The following is a 20,202-nucleotide window of genomic DNA, read 5'->3' as shown; positions in this document are numbered from 1 at the left end:
CTCGACACAGGCGACACGGCCTGGATGATCGTCGCCACGGCTATCGTGCTGATGATGTCCATCCCCGGTCTCGCCCTGTTCTACGGCGGTCTCGTCCGGAAGAAGGGCGTCCTGGCTGTTCTCATGCAGGTGTTTACGATCGTCTGCTTGATGACGCTGCTGTGGTACATCGTCGGCTACTCGCTGGCGGCAACCGACGGCGGTTCGCTGAACGCGTATATCGGCGGCTTCGACAAGATGTTCCTTGCCGGGATCGGCACGGACACGCTGAGCGGCACGATTCCCGAATCGGTGTTCTTCATGTTCCAACTCACCTTCGCGGCCATTACCCCGGCCCTGATAGTGGGTGCTTTTGCGGACCGCATGAAGTTCTCCGCCGTGTGCATCTTCATGTGCCTGTGGCTGATCATCGTCTATGTGCCGGTTTGGCACTGGGTCTGGGGCGGCGGCTTCCTTTCGGAAGATGGCGTTCTCGACTTCGCTGGCGGTACGGTCGTTCACATCAATGCCGGTGTTGCCGCTCTCGTGGCGTGTATCTTCCTCGGCAAGCGCGTGGGCTACCCGAACGAGAACATGGCACCGCATAATCTGGTGCTCAGCGTGATCGGTGCTTCTCTGCTGTGGGTTGGCTGGTTCGGCTTCAACGCCGGTTCGGCTCTCGGTGCCAATGGCGGCGCCGGCATGGCCATGCTCGCGACGCAGGTCGCCACGGCAGCTGCGGCTCTTGCGTGGATGTTCGTCGAATGGCTCGTCCACAAGAAGCCGTCCGTACTCGGTATCATCTCCGGTGCCGTTGCGGGCCTCGTGGCCATTACCCCGGCTTGCGGCTTCGTCGATGGTTGGGGCGCACTCTGGATCGGTATTGCCGCCGGCGTGATCTGCTTCTTCATGTCGACTGCCGTGAAGAAGGCGCTTGGCTATGACGACTCGCTCGACGTCTGGGGCATCCACGGCGTTGGCGGTATCGTCGGCGCCATCCTCACCGGCGTCTTCGCCGTTGAGGCGATCGGCGGTACGGCCGGCCTGCTCGAGGGGAACCCCGGCCAGGTGCTGACCCAGCTTTGGGGCATCGTCGCCACCATCGTGTGGTGCGGTATCGCGACCTTCGTGATCCTGATCGTCACCAACATTCTGGTGGGTCTCCGGGTCAGCGAGCCGGTCGAGATCGAGGGCCTGGACATCAACCTTCACGGTGAGACCGTCCAATAAGCCTTCGCGCAAAACAAAGAGGGACAAGAAGATTGGAGAATTCGAGCTAGGTCTCCTCCTCCCTTGACAGCTAGCTCCACCTCGGACCCCGGCGTCACTTCGACGCCGGGGTCTCTTTATGTCGAGGCGCCAAGCGTCGGCGCGAGCCAGTGCCGCGAAGCGCGCCGTTGCTGCGGGCCGCGACTTGGCCTACACGCAGGCGCACGATGTCCAACACTGAAGCTTTCTCTGAAACCGCTCTCGACGTTCTGATCCGCTCGCCCTTTGCGCGCCTGAACGCGCTGCTGGAGGGCATACCTCCCGGGGCCGATCCGATTCTGTTCTCGCTGGGAGAACCTCACACGGCGCTGCCCTCTTTCGTGCAGCCCGTGCTGGACGAGCACATCGCGTCGTTCGGAAAATACCCGCCCATTCGCGGCATACCTGAACTGCGGCACGCCATCTCAAGCTGGCTCGCGCGCCGTTACCCCGCGCTCGACGGCGTGGTGGACCCGGAACGGCATGTGCTGCCGCTCAACGGTTCGCGCGAGGGACTCTTCTCTGCAATTTTCCCGGCCTTAGCGCGAAAGCCGGAGGTTGCAGACCCGGCGGTCCTCATTCCGAACCCCTTCTATCAGGTCTATGCGGCTGCCTCCGCAGTTGCGGGCGCCGAGCCGATCTTTCTGAGATCCGGCGCCGAGACGGGGTTTCTGCCCGATCTCGACAAGGTGGACGTGGGGCTCCTCCGGCGGACGGTGGCGCTGTATCTGTGCTCGCCCTCGAACCCCGAAGGCGCGGTGGCGTCCCGCGACTATCTCGAGAAGGCGATTCGCCTCGCCCGCACCCACGATTTCCTGCTCTGCGCCGACGAATGCTATTCGGAGATCTACACCGAGAAGTCGCCTGCCGGGGCCTTGGAGGTGGCGCAAGCAGCCACGGGCAGCCTCGCCAACGTTGTTTCCTTCCAGTCCCTCTCAAAGCGCTCCGGGCTTCCCGGCCTGCGGTCGGGATTTGTCGCGGGCGACTCGGCGTTTCTGGCGGCTTTCGAGCGATTCCGGAACGTCGCCTGTCCGCAGGTTCCCCTGCCGATCCAATACGTTTCCGCAGCCGCGTGGGCCGATGAGACCCATGTGGAGCAGGCACGCGCCTTCTACCGCGCCAATTTCGAGGCTGCAGAGGCCATCCTTCAGGGCCGATACGGCTATGCCCGGCCGGAGGGCGGCTTTTTTCTTTGGCTGAATCTGGCCGATTTCGGGGGTGGCGAGAAGGCCGCGAAAACCCTTTGGAAAGGATGTGGCGTCAAAGTTCTCCCCGGGACCTATCTCACGAAGTCGCAAGACGGCCAGGCCGATCAGGGCCGGGACTACGTCCGCCTTGCGCTCGTGCACGACGCGGAGACTACGCGCGACGGCCTTGCGCGGATCGTCGCCACATTGGGTTAGAGGGGCAGCGGGCGAGAGGGATGGCAGCGACAGGCAGATCAGAACCGAAGCGACGCCTCCTTCCAAGCGCTGTAGCGCACGGCCTGCGGCGCCTGATGTTCGGCACCTACGGATTCGTCCTGATCGCGGGCGCCTGCGCCGTGTGGCTGGCGCTGGCGACCTGGTCCGTTCACGATCCCAGCCTCAACAACGCAACGCCCGTCGTCCCACGCAATCTGCTGGGTGACTGGGGCGCCGTGATCGCCGACCTCGGCATTCAATCCTTGGGGCTCGCGGCGATCTTCATGTTCCTGCCTCTGGCGGCCTGGGGCTGGCACCTGGTGGCCGATACGGTCCCCGGCAAGATCAAGTACCGCCTCTTGGCTTGGCCCTTCGCCGGCCTCCTGCTGGCCGCCGCCTTCGCCGGACTGCCACAGCCGAAGAGCTGGCCCCTCCCCAACGGGCTCGGTGGCATCCTCGGGGACTTCATCATGGCCGGCGCCCATGTCATCGGGCCGTTCCTGCCCGAAGCGGCCGTGTCCTTTGTCGCCGGTCTTGTGTTCATGATCGCAGGATTCGCGCTCCTGTTCTTCGCTAGCGGCACCAGTGTCTCGAAGCTGGTCGGCCTGTGGGCCCCGCGGCAGAGCGCGGCCGAGGAATGGGCCAACGCCTGGCTCGGCGCCGCCATGCACGTCATGATCGACAGCTTCGCGCGCGTACGGCGCCTGTTCCGCCGCAAGCCGAGCGCCACGGCGGCCGTCAGTGACGACGACTACGAGGCCGACGAGGACCTGGAGCCCGATGTCCAGCCCTGGGAAGACCCGGAGGAGGAGCAGAGGCTGCTCGCCTATGACGATGGCCGCATCGAGCCGTCCTTCGGCCCGGCGCCGCTCGTCGACACTCGCTATGGCGACGATACGTACGGCGACGAGGACGGTCCTGCCGCACCCGGATACCGCATCACGCGCACCGAGGAGCCGCAAAACAAACCTGTCCGCAAGCAAACGCGAGTCGCGGCCCGCCCGAGCGGCGCACCGTTCGACCCGCCGTCCGTGAGGCTGCTGCAGGCGAAGCCGCGCGTGGCGCGTGGCGCCGGCATCAGCGACGAGACCTTGCAGGAAAATGCGCGCGAACTCGAAGGTGTGCTTCAGGACTTCGGCGTGAAGGGCGAGATCACCAATGTGCGCCCGGGTCCCGTGGTCACGCTCTACGAGCTGGAGCCGGCGCCGGGCACGAAATCCTCCCGCGTCATCGGCCTCGCCGACGACATCGCCCGGTCCATGAGCGCCATCGCCGCCCGCGTCGCCGTCGTTCCGGGACGCAATGCCATCGGCATCGAGTTGCCGAACGAGCGGCGCGAAATGGTGATGCTCCGTGAACTGTTCGAATCGCCCGACTTCCAGCAGACCGATGCGCGGCTGGCCTTGTCGCTCGGCAAGACCATCGGCGGCGAGCCCATGGTGGCCGACCTGTCGCGGATGCCGCATCTGCTCATCGCGGGCACCACCGGCTCGGGCAAGTCCGTCGGCATCAACACGATGATCCTGTCGCTGCTCTACCGAATGTCGCCAGAGCAGTGCAAATTCATCATGATCGACCCGAAGATGCTGGAATTGTCGGTCTATGACGGCATTCCACATCTCCTCGCGCCCGTCGTCACCGATCCGAAAAAGGCCGTCGTCGCCTTGAAGTGGACGGTTCGCGAGATGGAGGAGCGTTACAAGCGCATGTCCAAGCTCGGTGTGCGCGACATCAAGGGCTACAACGCCCGCATCGCGCAGGCCGAGGCGAAGGGCGAAACCCTGACCCGCACAGTCCAGACCGGATTCGATCGCGAAACCGGACAAGCCATCTACGAGCAGGAAGAGATGGACTACGAGGCGATGCCGTACATCGTCGTCATTGTCGACGAGATGGCCGACCTCATGATGGTCGCCGGCAAGGACATCGAGGCCGCGGTCCAGCGCCTGGCGCAGATGGCCCGCGCGGCCGGCATTCATCTCATCACCGCGACGCAGCGGCCGAGCGTCGACGTCATCACCGGCACCATCAAGGCGAACTTCCCGACGCGCATCAGTTTCATGGTCACCTCCAAGATCGACAGCCGCACGATCCTGGGCGAGCAGGGCGCCGAGCAACTGCTGGGCCAGGGCGACATGCTCTACATGGCTGGTGGCGGGCGCATCATTCGCGTGCATGGCCCGTTCGTGTCCGACGACGAGGTGGAGAAGGTCGTCCGTCATCTGAAGAAGCAGGGCGTGCCTGCCTATCTCGATGCGATCACCGAAGACGACGAGTCCGGCGACGACGAGGACGGCGGCACGCCGGAATATGGCGACGGCAGCAACGACCTGTACGATCAGGCCGTGGCCGTGGTGCTTCGCGACAAGAAGGTTTCGACCAGCTACATCCAGCGCCGCTTGGGCATCGGCTACAATCGCGCCGCCACCCTGATCGAGCGGATGGAGAAAGAGGGCCTGATCGGCCCGGCCAATCATGCCGGCAAGCGCGAAATCCTCGTCGGCAACGACGACGGCGCTTCCCCCTACTAAAGGCCCGCGACAAAACGGGTCGCCGCCAATAAGTTGACCATATTTTGCGGAATCGTCTATTCGGAGGCGTTGAACACACGTCCTCGCCAAGCGGGCTCCGACGATGGGGGATTTATGACGAAAGGCTGCGCTGCACGAGCCGCCGCAGGTCTGCCGATTGCGTTCTGCCTGACCATGGGTCTGGCCTATGCTGAGGACTCCTCGACAACCGTCACCAAGACGCCCGCGCAACAGCCCGCATCTCATGAGGCTCTGCGTCCGAGCATCGACCAGAGCGTTGTTCCGGTCGAGAGCGCCGCGCCGGTCGAAGAGGTCGTGCCTCCCAAGATCGACGAGGGGGCCGACTGGCAGGTCGCGGTGGAGCAGGCCAAGGGACCGACACCTTTGATGGGGCAGCAGCAGGCTGCGGCGGTCAGCAAGATCAACGCCTACTTCAACGGCATGACTAGCCTTGAGGGCAATTTCAATCAGACGGACGCCAGCAACAATCGCTCTTCCGGGCGGTTTTACGTGCTTCGTCCCGGCAAGATCCGCTTCGACTACGCACCGCCGAGCCCGTTGCGCATTGTCGCCGACGGCCATTCGCTCGGCATTCAGGATACGAGCCTGAAGACGGTCGAGAAGTATCCCATCAAGTCGACCCCGTTCCGACTGCTGCTGGCCGACACGGTCGATCTTGGCCGGGATGCCAAGATTGTCGGGGTCGAACGGGATAACGGGAGCCTCGCGATCACGCTCGAAGACCGCAAGGGCACTGCCGGCCATATCCGGCTCCTGTTCAAGTCCGGCAGCGCCCTGGAGCTGGAGGAGTGGACCATCACCGACGCGCAGGGCCTGACCACGCGCGTCACCGTCGACAGTCTCGTCCGGGGGCGCAAGAAACCGCCCAGTTTCTTCACGATCAAGGAAAAGACCAACCCGTTTAGAATGGGCGGATAAATCAGAGGCTTACGGCGTCAACTTCATCGTCTTTACTACTTATTAAGTTTTTCTTGTGGCAGAGCTTGAAGTCGCCTCTGGTACTGCATATCTCTTGAACAGAAGCGGATCACGTCGCTTTTCATCGGCAGTGCCCCCCGTCTAGCCGAAGACGTGATCTGCTCGAGCCGGCTTCCCTCCCGGCTCGCGCGAAGAACGCGCTTAGGCGTCCAACCCCGCGCAGCGGTTGGACGCCTTTTTCTTTGCCCGGCCCATTCCTCCCCGGTGATCCCCAGAAAACAGCGCCCCAGCCGGACCTTGCCATTGCGCGGGCCCCTGCGACGGCTTAGCAAGCCTGATCATGCGTTTCAGATTGGCCACGTGGAATATCAACTCCGTTCGCCTTCGGCTCGACCTCGTCCAGCGCTTCGTGCGCGCCGAAAACCCGGACGTGCTCTGCCTCCAAGAGATCAAGTGCCAGGAGGACCAGTTTCCGCGTGCGGCCTTCGAGGCGATGGGCTTTCCGCATATCGCCGTGACCGGCCAGAAGGGCTATCACGGCGTGGCCACGGTCTCGAAGATTCCGCTCGTTAAGATGGACCGCTTGGATCTGTGCGGCGACGGGCATGCCCGCCACGTCTCGGTCGTGATCGACGACGGTCTGATTGGTCATAAGCCACTGACTTTACACAATTTTTACATACCCGCGGGCGGCGATATTCCCGATCCGGCCGCCAACGACAAGTTCCAGCACAAGCTCGATTTCCTCGATGCCCTGACCGCCTGGTCGGCCGCCCACAAAACCAAGGCCAAGAACCGCATGATCCTGGTCGGCGATCTGAATGTGGCGCCGCTGCCGACGGACGTGTGGTCCCACAAGCAGCTTCTGAAAGTGGTCAGCCACACGCCGCCCGAGACCGAACGGATGGCAAAGGCGCTCGCCTCGCACGACTGGATCGACGTGATGCGCCGCCATGTGCCTCCCGAGCAATCTCTGTTCACCTGGTGGAGCTATCGCAACCGAGATTGGCGCGTCGCCAACCGGGGGCGCCGCCTCGACCATATTTGGACGACGCCGGCCCTGGAGGGCGCGGCCGTCGCCATGCGGGTCCTGCAAGAGACGCGCGACTGGGAGCGCACGTCGGACCATGTGCCGGTGATATCGGATTTCGAGATCGCGTGACGCGACCGCCAGGCAGGCCGACGTGGGCGTCGCCGTGTCAGGGAACGAGCTTGTAGCCGCCCGTCTCGGTGATCAGGAGCTCGGCCTGGGACGGATCTTTCTCGATCTTCTGGCGCAGACGGTAGATGTGGGTCTCGAGCGTGTGGGTCGTGACCCCGGCATTGTAGCCCCAGACCTCGTGCAGCAGGACGTCGCGCGTCACCACCCGTTCTCCGGCGCGATAGAGATATTTGAGGATGGACGTCTCTTTCTCGGTAAGCCGGATCTTCTTGCCGCCATCGGCCTCCAGCAGCAGCTTCGAGGCAGGCTTGAACGTGTACGGCCCGATGGTGAAGACCGCGTCCTCGCTTTGCTCATGCTGCCGGAGCTGCGCCCGAATGCGTGCCAGAAGGACTCCGAGCCGGAACGGCTTGGTGACATAGTCGTTCGCGCCCGACTCGAGACCCAGGATGGTATCGGCGTCGGAACTCTGGCCCGTCAGCATGATGATCGGTCCCTTGAACCCGCCGCGCCGCAGGAGTTTGCAGGCTTCGCGGCCGTCGAGATCCGGCAGCCCCACGTCCAGCAGGACCAAATCCACGTGACCGTTGCGGGCAAGCTTGAGTCCGTCCTGCGCTGTCGATGCGAGTTCGGTTTCGAACTCTTCATGTAGAGACAGCTGCTCGCTCAAGGACTCGCGCAGCTCATCGTCGTCGTCGATGATGAGAATCTTGCGCGCATTGCTCATGGGGCGGTCCTTCCCGACTGATTTCTGCCAAGGGCTTGTTGCTGATCGCCAGCAGGACAGTTTCTCGGTACACGTTCTTAAGGGGGGCGCAGCGAAGCTACAAGTATTCGATTCTCTGGCGTATTGGCGAATGGAGGCCCTGCGGGCGTGAAACGGCCCAAGCCCATCATTGTCCGCCGTGCACCGGGACGGCCGACGGAGGCGCGGGTGCAGCTCGCCCACGGTGTCCGTCGGGCGGCATTGGGGAGAGGCGGCATCAAGTCCCTCAAACGCGAAGGAGACGGCGGCACGCCGACCGGGCCGCTGCCCGTGCGCCGCGTGTTCTACCGGGCGGACCGGCTCTTGCGTCCGCGCACCGCGTTTCCGCTCAAGGTGATCGGCCCGCGCGACGGCTGGTGCGACGACCCTTCAGACAGGAACTACAACCGGCCCGTCCGCATTCCCTACGGCCCGAGCACCGAATCGATGCTGCGCGACGACGCGCTCTACGACATCGTGCTGGTTCTGGGACACAACGACCGGCCGAGACTCCGGGGACGCGGCAGCGCGATCTTCTGCCACCTCGCACGGCCCGGCTATACGCCAACCGAAGGCTGCATCGCCTTCTCGCTGCGGGATCTGCGGGCGGTGCTGGCCGAGTTGCGTCCCGGGGGCCGCATCCTCGTCGTGCCGTAGCCTGCGTCTTCTATTCCAGCAGAACGCGTTCACCGAAGATCGCCGTGCCGACCCGCACATAGGTCGCCCCAAAGGCGATTGCCGTCTCGAAGTCTCCGCTCATGCCCATGCTGAGATCAGAAAGGCCGAGCTCATCGGCCAGCTTGGCCAGCAAGGCGAAGTGCATGGCGGGTTCTTCGTCGAAGGGGGGAATGCACATCAATCCCATGATCGGCAAATTGAAGGTCTCGCGGCAGAGCTCGACGAACTCTGCGACATCGTCCGGCGCCACCCCGGCTTTTTGCGGCTCTTCGCCCGTGTTGACCTGAACAAAACAGCCCGGCCGCTTGCCGGTGCGCTCCATTTCCTCGGCGAGGGCTCGCGCTAGCTTCGGCCGGTCCACGGTTTGGATGACGTCGAAGAGCGCAACGGCGTCCTTGACCTTGTTCGTTTGCAGCGGCCCGATGAGATGGAGTTCGATGCCGGCGTGAAGCTCCTTCAGCGCGGGCCACTTGGCATGCGCCTCCTGCACACGGTTCTCGCCGAAGACGCACTGGCCCGCCTCGATGGCGTCTTCGATCGCGGCAGCCGGCACGGTCTTGCTGACGGCGACCAGTTCGACGGCATCGGCAGGCCGGTCCGCACCCTCGCAGGCGAGACGAATCTCCTCCCGAACGAGATTCAGGCGGGCCGGAATTTCAGCGGCGGAGTGGCTTTCTGTGGTCATGCAGGATTCCCGGCGCCCATCATTAGCGGCGGCATCGGGCATGTCCAGCGCCCGCGCAGGTCCTGTCGAGCGCCCGCGCAGGTCATGGCGCCCCGCGACCTCACCACGCGCTTGACCCGATTGCCGATTTGGTTTCGATTGCCGCGCAATCGAGAACCGAATGGGGTGACTATGGCCGCGGACCGCTACGACGCGCCGGCACGTGAAAAGCATTGGCAGAAGGCCTGGGACGATAAGGGCCTGTTCGAGGCGCAGGACGACGGAGCGCGCCCAAAATACTACGTGCTCGAGATGTTTCCGTACCCGTCGGGCCGGATCCATATGGGCCATGTGCGCAACTACACGATGGGCGACGTGGTCGCCCGCTTCATGCGCGCGCGCGGTTACAACGTGCTGCACCCCATGGGCTGGGACGCGTTCGGCCTTCCAGCCGAAAACGCCGCCATCGAGCGCGGCGTCCATCCGGGCAAGTGGACCTACGACAATATCGCGACCATGCGCGGCCAGCTGAAGAGCATGGGCCTGTCGCTGGATTGGTCGCGGGAGATCGCCACCTGCGATCTGGAATACTACCACCAGCAGCAGAAGCTCTTTCTCGACATGCTCGCGGCAGGCCTCGTCGACCGCAAGACGCGCAAGGTGAATTGGGACCCGGTCGACAACACGGTGCTTGCGAACGAGCAGGTCATCGACGGACGCGGCTGGCGTTCCGGTGCGCTGGTGGAGCAGCGAGAGCAGCCGGAATGGGTCTTCAAGATCACGGACTACGCCCAGGATCTGTTGGACGCGCTCGAGACGCTCGAGCGCTGGCCGGACAAAGTGCGCCTGATGCAGGCGAACTGGATCGGCCGGTCTGAAGGCTTGCTCCTCAAGTTCGAGACCATGGCGGGGAGCAGCCCGAAGGGCTTCGAGACCGTCGAGGTCTTCACCACCCGTCCCGATACGCTCTTCGGCGCATCTTTCGTGGCGATCGCGCCCGACCACGCGCTTGCGCAGGCCATCGCCTCGTCAAATCCGGATGCGCGCGCCTTCGTCGAGGAATGCCAAAGGCACGGCACGAGTGCGGCGGAAATCGAGACGCTGGAGAAGAAGGGCTTCGACACCGGCGTGCGGGTTGCCCATCCGGTGATAGAAGGCGCCGAGCTGCCGGTCTACATCGCCAACTTCATTCTCATGGAGTACGGCACCGGCGCCATTTTCGGCTGCCCGGCGCACGACCAACGCGACCTGGAATTCGCCCGGGCCTATGGACTGCCGGTGCTGCCGGTCGTGCTGCCGCCCGGCGCGGACCCCAAAACGTTCGAGATCGGCAACGAGGCCTACACGGGCGACGGGACTTTGTTCAATTCGGACTTCCTCGATGGCCTGGCCGTGGTCGACGCGAAGAACGCCATGGCGGATCGTCTGGAAGCGCGCGAGATCGGCGGGGCGCCGCAAGGGGTACGTAAGACGCAATTCCGCTTGCGCGACTGGGGTATCTCCCGCCAGCGCTATTGGGGCTGTCCCATTCCCATGATCCATTGCGAGACGTGCGGGCTCGTGCCGGTGCCGGACGAGGACCTGCCCGTCAAGCTGCCCGAGGACGTGACCTTCGACGTGCCGGGCAATCCGCTCGACCGGCATCCCACCTGGAAGAACGTGACCTGTCCCAGTTGCGGCGGAGCCGCGACGCGCGAGACCGACACCATGGACACGTTCGTGGATTCATCCTGGTACTTCGCGCGGTTCTGTTCGCCGCGGGCCAATGTGCCGACGGACACGAACGCGGTCGGCTATTGGCTCCCCGTTGACCAGTACATCGGCGGCGTCGAGCACGCGATTCTGCATCTGCTCTATGCGCGCTTTTTCACGCGCGCCATGCACAAGACGGGACACGTGGCGCTGGACGAGCCCTTCAAAGGTCTGTTTACCCAGGGCATGGTCACCCACGAGACCTACAAGGACGAGAACGGCAAATGGCTGTTCCCGGAGGACGTCGCCACGCGCGACGGAAAATCCGTACACGTCTCAACCGGCGCGCCCGTGACGGTCGGCGCGGTCGAATCGATGTCGAAGTCGAAGAAGAACGTGGTCGATCCGGACAGCATCATCGGAACCTACGGCGCCGATACGGCCCGCTGGTTCATGCTCTCCGACACCCCGCCCGAGCGCGATATCGAGTGGACCACGGGCGGCGTCGACGGCGCCCACCGCTTCCTGCAGCGCATCTGGCGTCTCGCCGGCGAGGCCGCGCTGACGGGCACTGCCGCCGGAACCGCTTGTCCGGCGAACTTGGACGACGATGCCCTGGCCTTGCGCCGGGCGACCCACAAGACCATCGCTGCGGTCACGAGCGCCGTCGAACGGCTCCGATTCAACTCGGCCGTGGCGCAGATCTACGAGCTGGCCGGTACGCTTTCCTCGGCGCTGCAGGCCGAAGCCCCGACCGAGGGGTCGAAATTCGCGATTCGCGAGGCTGCCGAGGCTCTGGTGCGGCTGGCGGCGCCGATGGTGCCGCATTTGGCCGAGGAATGCTGGAAAATTCTGGGAAATCAAGGACTTGTAGCAGAGCAGGCCTGGCCTGAAGCCGATTCCTCGTTGCTGACCGAAGATACGGTCACCATCGCCGTCCAGGTCAACGGCAAGAGGCGAGGCGAATTGACGATTGCGCGCGACGCCGCGAAAGAAGATATTGAGGCTGCGGCGCTTGCGCTGGCTCCGGTCGCGCGCGCCATTGAGGGACGGGAAATTCGGAAGATCGTGGTCGTACCACAGAGGATCGTCAATGTGGTCGCGTAGTCGCGCATTCGCTGTTGTCGCGGTAGCCGCCATCGCCGGGCTGGGCCTGGCGGGGTGCGGATTCCAGCCGCTCTACGGCAGCAGTACGACGACCGCCTCCGGCACGCGGCTTTCGGAGGCGATGTCGGCTGTCGACGTGCAACCGATCCCGGGCCGTGTCGGGCAGAAGGTCCGCAACGAACTGATCTTCTCGAACACCGGCGGCGCCGCCGCGCCCACCCCCCGCTATCAGCTCAAGATCGCCTTGAAAGAACGCGATATTCAGCAGCTCGTGCAGGTGACGGGTAACGCGCAAGGGCAAGTGTACCAGCTCCAAGCAAAGTACAAGCTCACGGACATCGCCACCGGGAAAGTCATCCACGAAGGCACGGCCATTTCGCGCGCACCCTATACTCGGTTCCAGGAAGTGTTCGCCAATGTCCGGGCCCGGTACAACGCCGAGGACCGCGCCGCCGAGACCGTCTCGCAAAGCATCAAGAGCCAGCTCGCGGCCTACCTTGCGACAACGTAGCCAGCTTCAACGGCACGGCGGCGTTCTCATGATTTGCGGACGGTCTAGTCCCGTGCTGGCTTAAGCCCGTGATTGCTTGGTCCCATGGTCGCCTATAAAGCCGCCAGCGTTTCACGATTTCTCCGATCCCCGGATCCCGCGTGCCGGGCCATGCTGGTGTATGGCCCCGATGCCGGGCTCGTGTCCGAGCAGGCCGCCGCCCTCGCCAAGAAACTGGCCGACGGCCTTGGGCCGGACGCCGAGGTGGTCCGGCTGGACGACCGGGATTTCGCGGAGGATCCGGCGCGGCTGGAGGTGGAGTGCCGGACGCGCTCCATGTTCGCTTCCGGCAAGGTCGTGCGGGCGAAGGCCGGCGCCAAACTCGACGTCGCCGCGCTCAAGGCCCTGTTCTCTGAACCTTCGGACAATCCCCTGGTCATCGAGGCGGGAAATCTCCGGCCCGACGCGGCCCTACGGAAGCTGTTCGAGAAGCATGCCGAGGCCGCCGCCCTCCCCTGTTATGCGGACGAGCGCGGCCTGTCGGACCTGATAGAGACCGAACTCGCCAAGAGCCACCTGTCCATCGACCGCGACACCAAAGCCTATCTGATGGGACGGCTCGGGGCCGACCAGGCACTGTCGCGGGGCGAGGTCGCCAAGCTCGCCCTCTATGCGCAAGGTGCGGAGCAGGTGACCCACGACGATGTCGCCGCGATCGTCGGCGACGCTTCGGAGATCGCGCTCGACAATTTCGTCTACGCGGTGAGCGCAGGCGATGCAGCCGGGGCCTTGCGCGAACTCAACCGGCTCGCCGCGTCGGGCACCGACCGCACCGTGGCCCTCGGCGCCCTGTCGCGGCATTTCACCAAGCTCTACCTCGTCGCCACCCACAAGGGCACACTCGAGGACGGCGCCAAGAGACTGCGGCCGCCGCTGCACTACAAGCGCCGCGACATGTTTCTTCAGCACTGCCGCAAATGGGGCCCAAGGCGGCTGGCGAGCACCCTGCCCCTCATCCAAGAGGCGGTGCGCCGGACCCGGCGGTCGCCCGACCTCGGGCCCGCCTTCGGGGAACGTCTTCTCTTGGCGCTCGCGTCGAAAGTTTGACACCCCGGGTTTGACGCCGCGCGCGCCCGTTCTTATTCAGTAGGCGACTTCACTTTCAGAGGAATGGGCAATGGAGCACCAGGCTGCCGGACAGGACCCCGCGACGTTCGAGCGCCGCAACAAGCTCTTTATGCTGTTGCAGGCGAAGGCATTCCGCCGCGGCAAGGTGGTCCTCGCCTCGGGCAAGGAGAGCACGTACTACTTCGACATGAAGCCGGCCATGCTCGACCCGGACGGCGCGGCGCTGATGGCCGAGCTGATTCTCGAGGAGCTTCAGGGGATCGACGCCGATGCCGTCGGCGGGTTGGAAATGGGCGCCGTGCCCTTGATCGCCCCCGTCGCCATGAAGTCCCCCGCCTATGGCCGTTACCTGCCCGGCTTTTTTGTGCGCAAGGCGGTGAAGGATCACGGCACCAAGAAACGCGTCGACGGAAACGACATTGCCGGAAAGACAGTCGTCATTCTCGAAGACGTGACGACGACCGGAGGCTCCGCCATGGATGCGGTCAAGGTCGTCGAGGATGCCGGCGCCAAGGTGTCCCTGGTCATCTCGATCCTCGACCGGGGCGAAGGCGCGGCGGCACTCTATGCCGACGCGGGCGTGCCCTTCAAATCTCTATTCAAGGCCGAGGAGTTCCTTGGCGGCGGCACGGAATAACGTCCGTATACGTCGTATTTAGGAACGACGATTGTGGCTATCGGCCGGGCGTACGCATGAGCCGTTCGCGCAAGTCTTCGAGCTGATCGAAATTCGTATAGCGAATGCGCAGCTCGCCGCGTTCGCCGCGGCCGCTCTTGATTTCGACGCGCAGGCCCAGAGCCTCGTGCAGCTCCGTTTCGGCGGCGCGCGTGTTGGCGTCCTTACCGGCCTTGGCTTTGGTTTTGCCCTTCGCCTTTTGTTCCTGCGCCAGCGCCTCTACCTGGCGCACGGTCAAACCCTCCTTGACGATACGCTCGGCGAGCTTCGCGGCATCGTCGCGCCCGATCAGCGCGCGGGCGTGGCCGGCACTGAGATCGCCGTTGCGGACGAGATCACGGACGGCCTTCGGTAACTTCAGTAAACGGAGCGTATTGGCGAGGTGGCTGCGGCTCTTGCCGATCACCTTTGAGAGGTCTTCCTGCGTGTAGTCGTGACCGTCCATGAGCGCCTGATAGCCCTCGCCCTCTTCGATGGCGTTGAGGTCCTCGCGCTGGACGTTCTCGATGATCGCGATCTCGATTGCTTCCTTGTCCGTCAGTGTACGGATGATTACGGGAACCTCATGGAGGTTGGCCCGCTGAGCCGCACGCCAGCGGCGCTCGCCGGCGACGATCTCGTATTTGTCGGTTCCTTTGGGGCGCACAACGAGCGGTTGGACGAGGCCGCGCTCGCGAATCGAGGCGGCAAGCTCCTCAAGGTGCTCGTCGGAAAAATCCCGGCGCGGGTTGTACGAACTCGCCTTTAGCGCCGATAGAGCTACGGTCCGCTGATCCTCGGAAGCAAGCGCGGCTCCTGTCGGCTCGTCTCCGATGAGGGAGGCGAGGCTCCGGCCCAATCGTTTCTTCTGTGCGCTCACTGCCATCTTCTTGGTCTCCAGTTCCGGACGGCATTGGGCCGTCCCCGCATCATGCCGCCTTGATCCGCCGCTCGCGCTCGATGACCTCCGAGGCGAGTTGGATATAGGCTTGGCTTCCACTGCACTTGTAATCGTAGAGAAGGACGGGCTTGCCGTGCGACGGCGACTCGGCCACGCGCACGTTCCGGGGAATCACAGTCGTGTAGACCTTGTCGCCGAGGACATCCCGGACGTCCTGCACCACCTGGTCCGAAAGGCTGGTGCGTTGGTCGTACATGGTCAGGACCACGCCGTGAATGCGCAGCTTCGGATTGAGCCGGCCGCGGATCTCCTCGACGGTGCTCAAGAGCTGGGCCAGACCTTCAAGGGCAAAGAACTCGCATTGCAACGGCACCAGCACGGCGTCTGCCGCCGCCAGGGCGTTGAGCGTCAGAAGATTGAGCGAGGGCGGGCAGTCGATCAGCACGTAGGTCGTGCGGGCGTCGTCGCTCTCGCTGGCAGCCAGCTCGGCGAAGCAATCGCGCAGACGATAGTGTTTGCCGCTGCTCTCGCCGACTTCTCGCTCGAACGACATGAGATCGATGGTCGCCGGGATGATCGACAGGCGCGGGACGTGCGTCGCGACCTTCGCGTCGAGGATCGAGGCATCGCCCGTGAGAACGTCGAATGTCGAGTGTTCGCGCTGATCGATGCCGAGTCCCGTCGAGGCGTTGCCTTGCGGATCGAGGTCGACGATCAACACGCGTTCGCCGACGGCGGCGAGGGCGGTCCCGAGGTTGATCGCCGTGGTCGTCTTGCCGACGCCCCCTTTCTGATTGGCGAGAGCGATGACGCGCATGATGCTCCGGCTCATGCGGGCCTCCGGCGCAGATTCGTGACCTGAACGACCCACGCGTCGTCGGCCGTCAGGCTTGGATGGCACACATGACCGAAGCTCCACCGGTCTTGGGCGGAGGCGATCTCGGCTTCTGTTTCGCGGCCTTTCAGGAACAGCCCCCGGGTTTCACCTCGCAGAAACGGTTCTGCAAGCTCCAAGAGACGGGGCAGCGGCGCGAGCGCACGGGCGCTGACCACGTCCGGCCTTAGGCTTTGGGCGTTTTCCGCAAACTGTTCAATACGCATCGCATGAATGTCCACAGGGGCCTGAACAGCCCGTACCGCCTGGCCGAGGAACGCGCATTTTTTGTGATTCGATTCAACGAGATGCATGCGGAAGTCCGGATCGCCGCTTCGAAGGATGGCGACCACCAATCCTGGAAAGCCGCCGCCCGATCCTAGATCGAGCCAGAGTCGCGCTTTCGGTGCAAGCCCTGAAAGCTGCGCTGAGTCGGCCAGATGGCGGCCCCAGACGTCCGGAAGCGTGGAGGGGGCGACGAGATTCGTCGTTTTCTGCCAGTGCTCCAGGAGGTCCACAAGGCGCTCTAGCCTGTGGATTGTTTCATGTGAAACTTTAAAGGTGTCGGCGAACGATTCCGCACTCGATGCGAGGGCGCCGCGTTTACTGTCCGCACTCATGCGCTTTTCGCTGGTGCGCTCTTTTTCACATGGGCAAGGAGCAACATCAGCGCCGCCGGCGTCATCCCATCGAGGCGCGCCGCCTGCCCGAGACTCGCCGGCCGATGCCGAGACAGCTTTTGCCGCAGCTCGTTGGAAAGACCCGGAAGCGCCTCGTAGGAGAAATCGGCGGGGATCGCTATGGCCTCGTCCTTGCGGAACGCGGCGACATCCAATTCCTGTCGCGCGATGTAAACCGCGTAGCGGGCATCGATTGCGAGTTGATTGGCGGTGGCGGCATCGAGCGCCCCGATCTCGGGCCAGATCTGCGTAAGCCGGGCAATATCGATCTCCGGGTAGCTCAGAAGATCGAAGGCGCTGCGCTTGCGCCCATCGCGATTGATGGCGAGACCCGCGTTTGCGGCTTCGTTCGGCGTCAGCGTCAGGCCGCGGAGGAGTTCCGCGCCTGCCGCCAGACGGTCCGCCTTCGCTTCGAAAGACCGGCAGCGCTCCGCGCCCACACAGCCCACGGCGATGCCGAGCGGCGTCAGCCGCTGGTCCGCGTTGTCGGCGCGTAGCATGAGCCGGTATTCCGCCCGCGAGGTGAACATCCGGTACGGCTCGGTGACGCCCCGCGTCACGAGATCGTCGATCATCACGCCGAGATAGCCGTCGGCCCGCGTCACGGCGAAGCGATCCCGGTCGCCGCCTGCGACCTTCGCGGCATTGAGACCCGCAATGAGGCCTTGCGCGCCGGCTTCTTCGTATCCCGTGGTGCCGTTGATCTGGCCGGCAAGGAAAAGACCCCGCACGACCTTCGTCTCGAGGCTCGGATGCAGTTCGCGCGGATCCACGTAATCGTACTCGATCGCGTAGCCCGGACGTTTCACGTGAACGTTCTCGAGACCCGCAATGGTTTTCAGGAACGCGTGCTGGACGTCCTCGGGCAGGGAGGTCGAGATCCCGTTCGGGTAGACCGTCTCGTCGTCGAGGCCTTCGGGCTCCAGAAAGATCTGGTGGCTCGCCCGATCCTTGAAGCGCACCACCTTGTCCTCGATGGACGGGCAGTAGCGCGGACCGACGCTCTCGATGGCGCCCGAGTACATCGGCGCCCGCGAAAGGTTCGCCTCGATGATTCTGTGAGTCTCTTCAGTCGTATAGGTGATGTGGCAGGGCACCTGCGGCGTCGAGATGGTTTCCGTGAGGAACGAGAACGGCACCGGCGGCGTGTCGCCGGGTTGCTCCTGCAGCCGGGCCCAATCGATGGTCGTCCCGTCGAGACGCGGGGGCGTGCCCGTCTTCAAGCGCCCCATACGCAGGCCGAGACCATACAGGCGCTCGGACAGGCCAAGCGCCGGCGCTTCGCCCATCCGACCGGCCGGAATGCGCGTGTCGCCGATATGGATGAGCCCACGCAAGAACGTGCCGGTCGTCAGGACCACCGCACCCGCGACGAGCCGGCGGCCGTCGCCCGTGACGATGCCTGCCACGCGATCGCCGTCGACAATAAGGTCCTCAGCCGCGGCCTCGATCACCTCGAGATTTTCGGTCGCGGTAATGGCGGCCTGCATGGCCTCCCGGTAGAGCTTGCGGTCGGCCTGGGCACGCGGCCCCTGCACCGCCGGCCCCTTGCTCCGGTTCAGCATGCGGAACTGAATGCCAGCGGCATCGGCGACCCGGCCCATCAGCCCGTCCAGGGCATCGATCTCGCGCACAAGGTGCCCCTTGCCCAGGCCACCGATGGCAGGATTGCACGACATCTCGCCGATGGACGATGCGCTATGCGTCACCAGAGCCGTGCGCGCACCGAGCCGCGCGGCCGCGCTCGCGGCTTCGCAGCCGGCGTGGCCACCGCCGATGACGATCACGTCGTAGGGCTTCAGTGTAGGCGCGTCGCTCATGTTGTCCTTCATGGGCGCTAAGTAGTGGCGAAATGCGCCCGCGTCAAAGCAGAGCCGCCATCGACGACCTACCGGGACGATGTTTCACGTGAATCATTCTGACGTGCGCCTTCAGCAACGTTTCACGTGAATCATTTCGGTCGCGCACGGGGCGCATGCTCCTACTTCCCGATGCAGAACTCGGAGAAGATGGCGCCAAGCACTTCCTCGACGTCGATCCGGCCCGTAAGGCGTCCCAAATGGTGCGCGGCGATCCGCAACTCCTCCGCCCGGAGTTCCGAATCGAGATCGTGGTTAACAAATCGTTTCAGGGCGTCCCGAACCGACACAAGCTCGACCCGATGGCGTGTCCTGGTGATCGGCGCGGCACAATGTGCCCCGATACCCGCACCCGCGCGCTGGCCCAGCTCGGCAATGAGCGCCTCGAGGCCCTCTCCGGTCTTGGCCGACATCGTCACCCCCGATGTGCTTCCAGCCGCAGAACGTGAGACCAAGTCGGACTTGTTGGTGACGGACAGAACCGGCACGCCGCCAAAACCCGGCGCGGCTTCCGGATTGGGTTCCGCCGCATCCACGATCCAAAGCACGAGGTCGGCGCCTTGCGCGCGCGACACCGCACGGCGGATGCCCTCGCTCTCGACGGCGCCGCCGCCTTCGCGCAGGCCCGCCGTGTCCGCGACGATCACCGGCATGCCGCCGATATCGAGATGCACCTCGATCACGTCGCGCGTTGTGCCGGCTTCCTCGGACACGATCGCCACGTCGCGCTTCGCCAGCGCATTCAAGATGGACGACTTGCCCGCGTTGGGCGGCCCGGCAATTACGACACGGAAGCCATCCCGCAGACGCTCGCCGCTCTTGTCCGCGAGATGCGCCTCGATCTTCGGGAGCAGGGCCCCCACTACATCGCCGGCCATCCGCGTCGCATCCTCCGCCACGTCGGCCTCGTCGGAAAAGTCGAGCCCGGCCTCCATGAGGCTTTGCGCCTTCAGAAGCTCCGCCCGCCAGCCCTCGTAGAGCCGGCGCAGCCCACCTTCGGATTGCGCCAACGCCTGCCGCCGCTGCGCTTCCGTCTCCGCACTGACCAAATCTGCCAGACCCTCGACCTCGGTGAGATCCAGCTTGCCGTTCTCGAAGGCCCGCCGGGCGAACTCGCCGGGCTCCGCAAGGCGCGTGCCTTCGGTCGCCAGCACGGCTTCAACCACGGCCTTCACGACGGCGCGGCCGCCGTGCACCTGCAGCTCGGCCATGTCCTCGCCCGTGAAGCTTGCCGGACCCGGAAACCACAACACCAGCCCGCGGTCGATACCGCCAATGCGGCGCAAGGATGCTTCACGTGGAACAGGCGCCGAACCGATGAGGTTCTCCAGTACCGCACGGGTGCCCGGGCCCGAGACGCGCACAACCGCGACGGCTGCCACCCCCGCGCCAGACGCAAGCGCCACAATCGTGTCGCCTCCGGACGTTGGCCGCGGGTCCACTGTTCCATGATGAGGATGCGTGTGT

Annotated in this window: 16 protein-coding genes and 1 pseudogene; 10 read left to right on the top strand and 7 right to left on the bottom strand. The window is 64.5% G+C overall.

The genetic code is table 11. The features are described from left to right. Window positions 1-24: 24 nt before the first annotated feature. From GL4_RS01680 to GL4_RS01660, 5 genes and pseudogenes are all read left to right on the top strand, one after another. Window positions 25-1,209, top strand: coding sequence for an ammonium transporter (locus GL4_RS01680; protein WP_342016326.1), 1,185 nt, complete (start codon window positions 25-27; stop codon window positions 1,207-1,209). Window positions 1,210-1,415: 206 nt separating this feature from the next. Further along, entirely contained in the window at window positions 1,416-2,630 is a 1,215-nt protein-coding gene (locus GL4_RS01675; RefSeq protein WP_045363858.1) for an aminotransferase class I/II-fold pyridoxal phosphate-dependent enzyme, read from the top strand. Window positions 2,631-2,794: 164 nt separating this feature from the next. Further along, a pseudogene (locus tag GL4_RS01670) lies at window positions 2,795-5,161 on the top strand (FtsK/SpoIIIE family DNA translocase); the annotation flags it as partial. Between the two features lie 114 nt (window positions 5,162-5,275). Continuing rightward, window positions 5,276-6,100 (top strand): LolA family protein, encoded by an 825-nt coding sequence (locus GL4_RS01665; protein WP_082025399.1) that lies wholly within the window; start codon window positions 5,276-5,278, stop codon window positions 6,098-6,100. A 340-nt stretch (window positions 6,101-6,440) separates the two neighbouring features. After that, window positions 6,441-7,262 carry an exodeoxyribonuclease III gene (locus tag GL4_RS01660; RefSeq protein ID WP_045363855.1) on the top strand — a complete coding sequence of 274 codons (822 nt, stop codon included), beginning with the start codon at window positions 6,441-6,443 and terminating at the stop codon, window positions 7,260-7,262. A gap of 37 nt (window positions 7,263-7,299) precedes the next feature. On the opposite strand, the gene GL4_RS01655 is transcribed toward GL4_RS01660, so the two are convergent. Beyond that, window positions 7,300-7,989 (bottom strand): response regulator transcription factor, encoded by a 690-nt coding sequence (locus GL4_RS01655; RefSeq protein ID WP_045363852.1) that lies wholly within the window; start codon window positions 7,987-7,989, stop codon window positions 7,300-7,302. A gap of 147 nt (window positions 7,990-8,136) precedes the next feature. Here GL4_RS01655 and GL4_RS01650 point away from each other — a divergent pair, with 147 nt between their 5' ends. Beyond that, entirely contained in the window at window positions 8,137-8,664 is a 528-nt protein-coding gene (locus GL4_RS01650; protein ID WP_244462661.1) for a L,D-transpeptidase family protein, read from the top strand. A gap of 10 nt (window positions 8,665-8,674) precedes the next feature. Here the strand turns inward: GL4_RS01650 and GL4_RS01645 are convergent, their stop codons facing one another. Further along, complete coding sequence (locus tag GL4_RS01645; protein WP_045363849.1) at window positions 8,675-9,370, bottom strand: YggS family pyridoxal phosphate-dependent enzyme; 696 nt, start codon at window positions 9,368-9,370, stop codon at window positions 8,675-8,677. 171 nt (window positions 9,371-9,541) lie between these two features. Between GL4_RS01645 and leuS the strand changes: the two genes are divergently transcribed. The 4 genes from leuS to pyrE all read left to right on the top strand — a co-directional run bounded on the left by leuS (window position 9,542) and on the right by pyrE (window position 14,403). Then, a complete protein-coding gene (gene leuS, locus GL4_RS01640; protein ID WP_045363846.1) occupies window positions 9,542-12,148 on the top strand; it encodes a leucine--tRNA ligase in 2,607 nt (868 codons plus the stop codon). Beyond that, window positions 12,135-12,659 (top strand): LPS assembly lipoprotein LptE, encoded by a 525-nt coding sequence (locus GL4_RS01635; RefSeq protein WP_045363843.1) that lies wholly within the window; start codon window positions 12,135-12,137, stop codon window positions 12,657-12,659. The genes leuS and GL4_RS01635 overlap by 14 nt, the downstream gene beginning before the upstream one ends. Window positions 12,660-12,809: 150 nt before the next feature. After that, on the top strand, window positions 12,810-13,745 hold the full coding sequence (gene holA, locus GL4_RS01630; protein WP_052464039.1) for a DNA polymerase III subunit delta: 936 nt from the start codon (window positions 12,810-12,812) through the stop codon (window positions 13,743-13,745). A 70-nt stretch (window positions 13,746-13,815) separates the two neighbouring features. After that, the gene (pyrE, locus tag GL4_RS01625) at window positions 13,816-14,403 is read left to right on the top strand and encodes an orotate phosphoribosyltransferase (protein WP_045363837.1); all 588 of its coding nucleotides are present in this window, start codon (window positions 13,816-13,818) and stop codon (window positions 14,401-14,403) included. A gap of 37 nt (window positions 14,404-14,440) precedes the next feature. Here pyrE and GL4_RS01620 read toward each other — a convergent pair whose 3' ends face one another. The 5 genes from GL4_RS01620 to mnmE all read right to left on the bottom strand — a co-directional run bounded on the left by GL4_RS01620 (window position 14,441) and on the right by mnmE (window position 20,177). After that, window positions 14,441-15,307 (bottom strand): ParB/RepB/Spo0J family partition protein, encoded by an 867-nt coding sequence (locus GL4_RS01620; protein ID WP_045363834.1) that lies wholly within the window; start codon window positions 15,305-15,307, stop codon window positions 14,441-14,443. Between the two features lie 43 nt (window positions 15,308-15,350). Then, on the bottom strand, window positions 15,351-16,154 hold the full coding sequence (locus tag GL4_RS01615; RefSeq protein WP_045363831.1) for a ParA family protein: 804 nt from the start codon (window positions 16,152-16,154) through the stop codon (window positions 15,351-15,353). Further along, on the bottom strand, window positions 16,151-16,816 hold the full coding sequence (gene rsmG, locus GL4_RS01610) for a 16S rRNA (guanine(527)-N(7))-methyltransferase RsmG (RefSeq protein WP_052464038.1): 666 nt from the start codon (window positions 16,814-16,816) through the stop codon (window positions 16,151-16,153). The genes GL4_RS01615 and rsmG overlap by 4 nt, the downstream gene beginning before the upstream one ends. Next, window positions 16,813-18,696 carry a tRNA uridine-5-carboxymethylaminomethyl(34) synthesis enzyme MnmG gene (gene mnmG / locus GL4_RS01605; RefSeq protein ID WP_045369211.1) on the bottom strand — a complete coding sequence of 628 codons (1,884 nt, stop codon included), beginning with the start codon at window positions 18,694-18,696 and terminating at the stop codon, window positions 16,813-16,815. The genes rsmG and mnmG overlap by 4 nt, the downstream gene beginning before the upstream one ends. Window positions 18,697-18,857: 161 nt before the next feature. Further along, entirely contained in the window at window positions 18,858-20,177 is a 1,320-nt protein-coding gene (gene mnmE, locus GL4_RS01600; protein ID WP_244462660.1) for a tRNA uridine-5-carboxymethylaminomethyl(34) synthesis GTPase MnmE, read from the bottom strand. Window positions 20,178-20,202 lie beyond the last annotated feature (25 nt).

The organism is Methyloceanibacter caenitepidi (assembly GCF_000828475.1).
GTDB lineage: Bacteria > Pseudomonadota > Alphaproteobacteria > Rhizobiales > Methyloligellaceae > Methyloceanibacter > Methyloceanibacter caenitepidi.
The sequence above is the reverse complement of the archived record's forward strand: the minus strand, read 5'-3'. Positions and strand labels throughout refer to the sequence as shown.

Excerpts from the sequence above, each read along its gene's own strand:
- rsmG (WP_052464038.1), bottom strand. The coding sequence starts at position 16,816 with ATGAGTGCGGACAGTAAACGCGGCGCCCTCGCATCGAGTGCGGAATCG.
- GL4_RS01655 (WP_045363852.1), bottom strand. The coding sequence starts at position 7,989 with ATGAGCAATGCGCGCAAGATTCTCATCATCGACGACGACGATGAGCTG.
- GL4_RS01635 (WP_045363843.1), top strand. The coding sequence starts at position 12,135 with ATGTGGTCGCGTAGTCGCGCATTCGCTGTTGTCGCGGTAGCCGCCATC.
- leuS (WP_045363846.1), top strand. The coding sequence starts at position 9,542 with ATGGCCGCGGACCGCTACGACGCGCCGGCACGTGAAAAGCATTGGCAG.
- GL4_RS01645 (WP_045363849.1), bottom strand. The coding sequence starts at position 9,370 with ATGACCACAGAAAGCCACTCCGCCGCTGAAATTCCGGCCCGCCTGAAT.
- GL4_RS01675 (WP_045363858.1), top strand. The coding sequence starts at position 1,416 with ATGTCCAACACTGAAGCTTTCTCTGAAACCGCTCTCGACGTTCTGATC.
- GL4_RS01620 (WP_045363834.1), bottom strand. The coding sequence starts at position 15,307 with ATGGCAGTGAGCGCACAGAAGAAACGATTGGGCCGGAGCCTCGCCTCC.
- GL4_RS01660 (WP_045363855.1), top strand. The coding sequence starts at position 6,441 with ATGCGTTTCAGATTGGCCACGTGGAATATCAACTCCGTTCGCCTTCGG.
- GL4_RS01615 (WP_045363831.1), bottom strand. The coding sequence starts at position 16,154 with ATGAGCCGGAGCATCATGCGCGTCATCGCTCTCGCCAATCAGAAAGGG.
- GL4_RS01680 (WP_342016326.1), top strand. The coding sequence starts at position 25 with ATGATCGTCGCCACGGCTATCGTGCTGATGATGTCCATCCCCGGTCTC.
- pyrE (WP_045363837.1), top strand. The coding sequence starts at position 13,816 with ATGGAGCACCAGGCTGCCGGACAGGACCCCGCGACGTTCGAGCGCCGC.
- GL4_RS01665 (WP_082025399.1), top strand. The coding sequence starts at position 5,276 with ATGACGAAAGGCTGCGCTGCACGAGCCGCCGCAGGTCTGCCGATTGCG.
- holA (WP_052464039.1), top strand. The coding sequence starts at position 12,810 with ATGCTGGTGTATGGCCCCGATGCCGGGCTCGTGTCCGAGCAGGCCGCC.
- mnmG (WP_045369211.1), bottom strand. The coding sequence starts at position 18,696 with ATGAGCGACGCGCCTACACTGAAGCCCTACGACGTGATCGTCATCGGC.